This is a genomic window from Aeromonas oralensis, assembly GCF_049665575.1.
In the GTDB taxonomy this organism is placed as follows: domain Bacteria; phylum Pseudomonadota; class Gammaproteobacteria; order Enterobacterales; family Aeromonadaceae; genus Aeromonas; species Aeromonas hydrophila.
In genome coordinates, this window is the sequence record NZ_CP187186.1 from 178,582 (window position 1) to 185,000 (window position 6,419).

Sequence of the window (6,419 nt, forward strand, 5' to 3'; positions counted from 1 at the left end):
ATGTCTCGTGTTGCTAAGGCACCCGTCACTATTCCTGCTGGCGTAGAGGTGACTCTGAACGGCCAGGAACTGTCCATCAAAGGTGGTAAAGGTTCCCTGGTTCGCTCAATTCACGCCGGTGTAGAAGTGACCAAAGAAGACAATGTACTGAAGTTCGCCCCGCGCGACGGCATCGCTGGTGCTGACGCTCAGGCCGGTACTGCCCGTGCATTGGTCAACAACATGGTAATCGGTGTTACCCAAGGCTTCGAGCGCAAGCTGCAGCTGGTTGGTGTAGGTTATAAAGCCTCCATCAAGGGCAATGCTGTTGCGCTGGCTCTGGGCTTCTCTCACCCGGTAGAGCATGCGCTGCCGGCTGGTGTGACCGCTGAGTGCCCGACTGCCACAGAAATCGTTCTGCGTGGTGTCGACAAGCAGCTGGTTGGCCAAGTCGCCGCCGATATCCGTGCTTACCGCGCTCCGGAGCCCTACAAGGGCAAGGGTGTACGCTATGCCAACGAGCAAGTGCGTACTAAAGAAGCTAAGAAGAAGTAAGGTAACACTATGGACAAGAAAGCAGCTCGTCTCCGTCGTGCTACTCGTGCTCGGAAAAAGATGCAGGAACTGGGAGCTACCCGTCTGGTTGTTCACCGTACCCCGCGTCATATCTATGCGCAGGTTATTGCAGCCAACGGTTCCGAAGTTCTGGCCTCTGCTTCCACAGTAGAGAAAGCCATCAGTGAAGCTATTAAATACACCGGTAACGCTGATGCAGCGACCGCGGTAGGTAAAGCAATCGCTGAGCGTGCTATTGCCAAAGGCGTTCAGAACGTATCTTTCGATCGTTCCGGTTTCAAGTATCACGGTCGCATCGCTGCTCTGGCAGCTGCTGCACGTGACGCTGGTCTTCAGTTCTAAGCTAGGAGTCGAAGATGGCTAAAGTCGAATCTCAAGCCGGCGAACTGCAAGAAAAGCTGATTGCAGTAAACCGTGTTTCGAAAACTGTTAAAGGTGGTCGTATCATGTCCTTCACCGCGTTGACCGTGGTGGGTGATGGTAACGGCCGTGTAGGTTACGGTTACGGTAAAGCCCGTGAAGTTCCGGCCGCTATTCAAAAAGCGATGGAACAGGCTAAGCGTAACCTGAACAAGGTTGAGCTGAACAACGGCACTCTGCACCACCCGGTGCGTGGTGTTCACTCCGGTTCCACCGTGTTCATGAAGCCGGCCTCTCAAGGTACTGGTATCATTGCAGGCGGCGCCATGCGTGCTGTTCTGGAAGTTGCTGGTATCCACAACGTGCTGGCCAAGACCTACGGTTCCACCAACCCAATCAACGTTGTTCGCGCAACTGTCGACGCTCTGGTACAGGGTCAATCCCCGGCCCAGATCGCTGCCAAGCGTGGTCTGCGCGTTGAAGAAATTCTGGGGTAATGCGACATGGCTAACACTGTAAAAGTAACTCAAACTCGCAGCTCTATCGGCCGTCTGCCAAAGCACAAGGCGACTCTGCGTGGTCTGGGTCTGCGTCGCATTGGTCACACCGTTGAGCTGGAAGATACTCCCTGCGTACGCGGCATGATCAACCAGGTTTATTACATGGTTAAGGTGGAGGGCTAAGCATGCGTCTGAATACTCTGTCTCCGGCCGCTGGCTCCAAGCGCGTTAAGCACCGTCCGGGCCGTGGTATCGGTTCTGGTCTGGGCAAGACCGGTGGTCGTGGTGTTAAAGGTCAAACCTCTCGTTCCGGTGGCGGCAAAGTCCGCAACGGTTTCGAAGGCGGCCAGATGCCTTTGAAAATCCGTCTGCCGAAGTTCGGTTTCTTCTCCCGCAAATCTTTGGTTTCTGCCGAAGTGCGCCTGAACGAAATCGCCCTGGTAGAAGGTGATGTGGTCGACGTGAGCACTCTGAAGCAAGCCGGTGTTATTACTAAAAACATCGTGTTCGCTAAAGTTGTTCTGTCTGGCAACATTGACCGTGCTGTGACCGTTCGTGGTCTGTCCGTCACCAAAGGTGCACGTGCAGCCATCGAGGCCGCTGGCGGTAAAATCGAGGAATAATCAGTACAATGGCTAAGAAACCAGGATTGGATGTTAAAGCACAGGGTGGTCTGAGTGAACTGAAGAGCCGTCTGCTCTTCGTTCTCGGGGCGATTATCGTTTTCCGTGCAGGCTCTTATGTGCCGATTCCTGGTATTGACGCCGCCGTACTGGCCGAGTTGTTCCAACAACAGAAGGGCACCATCATTGAGATGTTCAACATGTTCAGTGGTGGTGCACTCTCGCGTGCTTCTATTCTTGCGCTGGGGATCATGCCGTACATTTCGGCGTCGATCATTATCCAGCTGCTGACTGTGGTTCACCCCGCTCTTGCTGAACTCAAGAAGGAAGGTGAATCCGGCCGTCGCAAGATTAGCCAATATACCCGTTGGGGCACGCTGGTTTTGGGAACGTTCCAGGCCATTGGTATTGCAACCGGTCTGCCGAATATGATGCAAGGACTCGTGACTCATCCGGGTTTGGGCTTCTATTTCACGGCCGTTGTGAGTCTGGTCACCGGTACCATGTTCTTGATGTGGTTGGGTGAGCAGATTACCGAGCGTGGGATTGGTAATGGTATCTCGTTGATTATCTTCACAGGTATCGTTGCTGGTCTGCCTCATGCCATTGGCGCTACGGCCGAACAGGCACGTCAAGGGGAATTGCACATCCTGCTGTTGTTGTTGCTGGGCTTGATTGTTTTCGCAGTAACTTACTTTGTGGTGTTCGTGGAGCGTGGTCAGCGTCGTATCGTCGTTAACTATGCCAAGCGTCAACAAGGCCGCCAGGTATTTGCCGCGCAAAGCACACACCTGCCGTTGAAAGTGAATATGGCCGGTGTGATTCCTGCGATTTTCGCATCCAGCATCATCCTCTTCCCAGGGACCATTACCTCTTGGTTTGGTCAGGGCGAGGGCAAGATCGCTGACATCCTGCAACAGGTCTCTATGGTCCTGCAGCCGGGTCAGCCCTTGTATGAGATGCTCTATGCAGCAGCCATTATCTTCTTCTGCTTCTTCTATACCGCGCTGGTGTTCAACCCCCGCGAGACAGCAGACAACCTGAAGAAGAGTGGAGCCTTTATCCCGGGGATCCGCCCGGGCGAGCAGACAGCACGTTATATCGATAAGGTTATGACTCGCCTGACATTGGCAGGTGCGCTCTATATAACCTTTATCTGTCTGGTACCCCAGTTCTTGATGACTGCCTGGAACGTACAGTTCTACTTCGGTGGCACCTCGCTGCTGATTATTGTGGTAGTTATCATGGACTTCATGGCTCAGGTTCAGACCCATATGATGTCTCATCAATATGGTGATGTCCTGAGGAAGGCCAACCTGAAGGGCTACGGCCGCTAAAGGTCGGCGTAGTTACGGAGTTAAGCAATGAAAGTTCGTGCTTCCGTTAAGGCAATCTGCCGTAACTGCAAAATCATCAAGCGTCACGGTGTGGTGCGTGTGATTTGCAGCGAGCCAAAGCATAAACAGCGCCAAGGCTAATTTTTTACGGTTAGTACTTGCAACAAATAGTTGTGCTGGCTAATATAGCCAGCCAACTTTTGTTGTGTATTGGTTGACCGCCACGTATCCGCTCACGGGCTTTGTGGTGGTCGTAATCTACTATATGTAGGAGTGAATAGTGGCCCGTATCGCTGGCATTAACATTCCTGACCATAAGCATGCAGTCATTGCTTTGACTGCTATTTATGGCGTCGGTCGTACCCGCTCCAAGGCCATCTGTGCCGCAGCCGGTATCGCTGAGAATGTGAAAATTAAAGACCTGGACGAAGCTCAGATCGAGAGTCTGCGTGAACAAGTAGGTAAATTCACCGTTGAAGGTGACCTGCGTCGTCAGATTTCCATGAACATCAAGCGATTGATGGATCTGGGTTGCTACCGTGGTTTGCGTCACCGTCGTAGCCTGCCTGTTCGTGGTCAACGTACCAAGACCAACGCTCGTACCCGTAAGGGTCCGCGCAAGGCTATCAAGAAGTAACGGGAAGGTAGAAAATGGCTAAAACTCCGACTCGTGCTCGCAAGCGCGTTAAAAAGCAAGTGAGCGACGGTATTGCGCACGTTCATGCATCTTTCAACAACACAATCGTGACCATTACTGACCGTCAGGGCAATGCTCTGTCATGGGCTACCTCTGGTGGTTCAGGTTTCCGTGGTTCCCGTAAGTCCACTCCGTTTGCTGCCCAGGTAGCTGCTGAGCGTGCTGGTGAGATCGCCAAAGAATACGGCGTGAAGAACCTGGAAGTCATGGTTAAAGGTCCGGGTCCCGGTCGTGAGTCTTCCATCCGCGCTCTGAACGCGGCTGGTTTCCGCATCACTAACATTACTGATGTGACTCCGATCCCGCACAACGGTTGTCGTCCTCCCAAGAAGCGCCGCGTGTAACGCTGTAGCTACTTGGTCTAGGATTGTTGGAGAAAGAAGATGGCAAGATATATCGGTCCTAAGCTTAAGCTTAGCCGTCGTGAGGGCACCGACCTCTTCCTGAAGTCTGGTGTTCGTGCGATTGATTCTAAGTGCAAGATTGACACCGTTCCTGGTCAACACGGTGCGCGTAAAGCGCGTCTGTCTGACTACGGTGTTCAGCTGCGCGAGAAACAAAAAGTTCGTCGTATCTACGGCGTATTGGAAAAACAGTTCCGCAACTACTACCGCGACGCTGCCCGTCAAAAGGGTAACACCGGTGAAAACCTGTTGCAGCTGCTGGAAGGTCGTTTGGACAACGTTGTTTACCGTATGGGCTTCGGCGCTACCCGTGCTGAATCTCGTCAGCTGGTGAGCCACAAGGCCATCATGGTCAACGGCCGCGTTGTGAACATTCCTTCTTTCCAGGTTTCCCCTGAGGACGTGATCTGCGTTCGTGAGAAGGCTAAGAAGCAAGCGCGTATCAAAGCATCCCTCGAGGTTGCTGGTCAGCGCGAGAAGCCGACTTGGGTAGAGGTTGATGCCGCTAAAATGGAAGGTGCTTTCAAGCGCCTGCCAGAGCGTTCCGACCTGTCTGCCGACATTAACGAACAGCTGATCGTCGAGCTTTACTCCAAGTAAAGCTAGCTTCTAAAGAGAGGACACAATGCTGGGTTCTGTAACAGATTTTCTTAAACCGCGGCTAGTTGACATCGAGCAAGTTAGCCCGACTCATGCGAAAGTGACTCTCGAGCCACTTGAGCGTGGCTTTGGTCACACGCTGGGTAATGCCCTGCGTCGTATTTTGCTGTCTTCTATGCCCGGTTGTGCAGTTACTGAAGTCGAAATTGACGGGGTACTGCATGAGTACAGCAGCAAAGAAGGTGTACAGGAAGACATTCTTGAAATCCTGCTCAACCTGAAAGGTATCGCTGTGAAGCTGGAAGGCAAGGACGAGGTAACTCTGTCCCTGACCAAGTCTGGAACAGGCCCCGTTACCGCTGGTGATATCACTCACGGTGATGAAGTCGAGATCGTAAACCCGGAGCACGTAATCTGCCACCTGACTGGTGCCAATGCTGAAATCAGCATGCGCCTGAAAGTTCAGCGCGGTCGTGGTTATGTGCCTGCTTCTGCTCGTGTTCACAACGATGATGAAGAGCGTCCTATCGGTCGCCTGCTGTTGGACTCCGCGTTCAGCCCCATCGTTCGTATTGCCTACAACGTTGAGGCAGCACGTGTAGAGCAGCGTACCGACTTGGACAAGCTGGTCATCGACATGGAGACCAATGGTACTCTAGATCCTGAAGAAGCCATCCGTCGTTCTGCCACTATTCTGGCCGAGCAACTGGAAGCCTTCGTGGATCTGCGCGATGTCAGCGTGCCCGAGAAGAAAGAAGAGAAACCCGAGTTTGATCCGATTCTGCTGCGTCCTGTCGATGATTTGGAGCTGACAGTTCGTTCTGCGAACTGTCTGAAGGCAGAAGCTATCCACTATATTGGTGATCTGGTACAGCGTACCGAAGTTGAGTTGCTTAAGACTCCTAACCTCGGTAAGAAGTCCCTGACTGAGATCAAGGACGTGTTGGCCTCCCGTGGTCTGTCTCTTGGCATGCGCCTCGAGAATTGGCCGCCCGCCAGCATCGCTGACGAGTAATCCAGATTACGGGTTTCACAGATTTAGTTAGAAGGATAAGGTCATGCGCCATCGTTTGAGTGGTCGTCAACTGAACCGGAACAGCAGCCATCGTCAGGCTATGTTCCGCAACATGGCCAGCTCCCTGGTTCGTCATGAGATCATCAAGACGACTCTGCCTAAGGCAAAAGAGCTGCGTCGTGTAGTTGAACCGCTGATCACCCTTGCCAAGACTGATAGCGTTGCTAATCGTCGCCTGGCATTTGCCCGTACTCGCGATAATGCGATCGTGGCTAAGCTGTTCAATGAACTGGGCCCGCGCTACCTGGAGCGCGCCGGCGGTTATACT

General features: G+C 53.0%; 12 protein-coding genes (1 of these 12 running past the window's edge). All 12 read left to right on the forward strand.

What is annotated here, in order from left to right; all coding sequences use genetic code 11:
* Positions 1-534, forward strand: coding sequence for a 50S ribosomal protein L6 (gene rplF, locus ACPDZI_RS00915; protein ID WP_005307981.1), 534 nt, complete (start codon positions 1-3; stop codon positions 532-534).
* A 9-nt stretch (positions 535-543) separates the two neighbouring features.
* Positions 544-897, forward strand: a complete 354-nt coding sequence (gene rplR, locus ACPDZI_RS00920; RefSeq protein WP_011704317.1) for a 50S ribosomal protein L18 — start codon at positions 544-546, stop codon at positions 895-897.
* A 14-nt stretch (positions 898-911) separates the two neighbouring features.
* The gene (rpsE, locus tag ACPDZI_RS00925) at positions 912-1,412 is read left to right on the forward strand and encodes a 30S ribosomal protein S5 (RefSeq protein ID WP_011704318.1); all 501 of its coding nucleotides are present in this window, start codon (positions 912-914) and stop codon (positions 1,410-1,412) included.
* Positions 1,413-1,418: 6 nt separating this feature from the next.
* Positions 1,419-1,598, forward strand: a complete 180-nt coding sequence (rpmD, locus tag ACPDZI_RS00930) for a 50S ribosomal protein L30 (protein ID WP_005307985.1) — start codon at positions 1,419-1,421, stop codon at positions 1,596-1,598.
* Positions 1,599-1,600: 2 nt separating this feature from the next.
* Positions 1,601-2,038, forward strand: a complete 438-nt coding sequence (gene rplO, locus ACPDZI_RS00935) for a 50S ribosomal protein L15 (protein WP_005307987.1) — start codon at positions 1,601-1,603, stop codon at positions 2,036-2,038.
* Between the two features lie 8 nt (positions 2,039-2,046).
* Positions 2,047-3,375, forward strand: coding sequence for a preprotein translocase subunit SecY (gene secY, locus ACPDZI_RS00940; RefSeq protein WP_010672567.1), 1,329 nt, complete (start codon positions 2,047-2,049; stop codon positions 3,373-3,375).
* 27 nt (positions 3,376-3,402) lie between these two features.
* Entirely contained in the window at positions 3,403-3,516 is a 114-nt protein-coding gene (gene rpmJ / locus ACPDZI_RS00945; RefSeq protein ID WP_005319705.1) for a 50S ribosomal protein L36, read from the forward strand.
* Between the two features lie 139 nt (positions 3,517-3,655).
* Positions 3,656-4,012: a 30S ribosomal protein S13 gene (gene rpsM, locus ACPDZI_RS00950; protein WP_005307991.1), complete on the forward strand. Its 357-nt coding sequence runs from the start codon at positions 3,656-3,658 to the stop codon at positions 4,010-4,012.
* Positions 4,013-4,026: 14 nt separating this feature from the next.
* Positions 4,027-4,416: a 30S ribosomal protein S11 gene (gene rpsK, locus ACPDZI_RS00955; protein WP_005319702.1), complete on the forward strand. Its 390-nt coding sequence runs from the start codon at positions 4,027-4,029 to the stop codon at positions 4,414-4,416.
* 39 nt (positions 4,417-4,455) lie between these two features.
* Positions 4,456-5,076, forward strand: a complete 621-nt coding sequence (gene rpsD, locus ACPDZI_RS00960) for a 30S ribosomal protein S4 (RefSeq protein WP_011704319.1) — start codon at positions 4,456-4,458, stop codon at positions 5,074-5,076.
* 25 nt (positions 5,077-5,101) lie between these two features.
* Positions 5,102-6,091 (forward strand): DNA-directed RNA polymerase subunit alpha, encoded by a 990-nt coding sequence (locus ACPDZI_RS00965; protein ID WP_005307997.1) that lies wholly within the window; start codon positions 5,102-5,104, stop codon positions 6,089-6,091.
* Positions 6,092-6,134: 43 nt separating this feature from the next.
* Positions 6,135-6,419: the 5' portion of a 50S ribosomal protein L17 gene (rplQ, locus tag ACPDZI_RS00970; RefSeq protein ID WP_005307999.1), read on the forward strand. Its footprint extends 99 nt past the window's final position; only the first 285 of its 384 coding nucleotides appear in the window; its start codon is at positions 6,135-6,137; its stop codon lies beyond the right edge, outside the window.

What these genes read in the sequence shown, in the direction of transcription:
- rplF (WP_005307981.1), top strand. Translation starts at nt 1, where the DNA reads ATGTCTCGTGTTGCTAAGGCACCCGTCACTATTCCTGCTGGCGTAGAG.
- rplR (WP_011704317.1), top strand. Translation starts at nt 544, where the DNA reads ATGGACAAGAAAGCAGCTCGTCTCCGTCGTGCTACTCGTGCTCGGAAA.
- rpsE (WP_011704318.1), top strand. Translation starts at nt 912, where the DNA reads ATGGCTAAAGTCGAATCTCAAGCCGGCGAACTGCAAGAAAAGCTGATT.
- rpmD (WP_005307985.1), top strand. Translation starts at nt 1,419, where the DNA reads ATGGCTAACACTGTAAAAGTAACTCAAACTCGCAGCTCTATCGGCCGT.
- rplO (WP_005307987.1), top strand. Translation starts at nt 1,601, where the DNA reads ATGCGTCTGAATACTCTGTCTCCGGCCGCTGGCTCCAAGCGCGTTAAG.
- secY (WP_010672567.1), top strand. Translation starts at nt 2,047, where the DNA reads ATGGCTAAGAAACCAGGATTGGATGTTAAAGCACAGGGTGGTCTGAGT.
- rpmJ (WP_005319705.1), top strand. Translation starts at nt 3,403, where the DNA reads ATGAAAGTTCGTGCTTCCGTTAAGGCAATCTGCCGTAACTGCAAAATC.
- rpsK (WP_005319702.1), top strand. Translation starts at nt 4,027, where the DNA reads ATGGCTAAAACTCCGACTCGTGCTCGCAAGCGCGTTAAAAAGCAAGTG.
- rpsD (WP_011704319.1), top strand. Translation starts at nt 4,456, where the DNA reads ATGGCAAGATATATCGGTCCTAAGCTTAAGCTTAGCCGTCGTGAGGGC.
- ACPDZI_RS00965 (WP_005307997.1), top strand. Translation starts at nt 5,102, where the DNA reads ATGCTGGGTTCTGTAACAGATTTTCTTAAACCGCGGCTAGTTGACATC.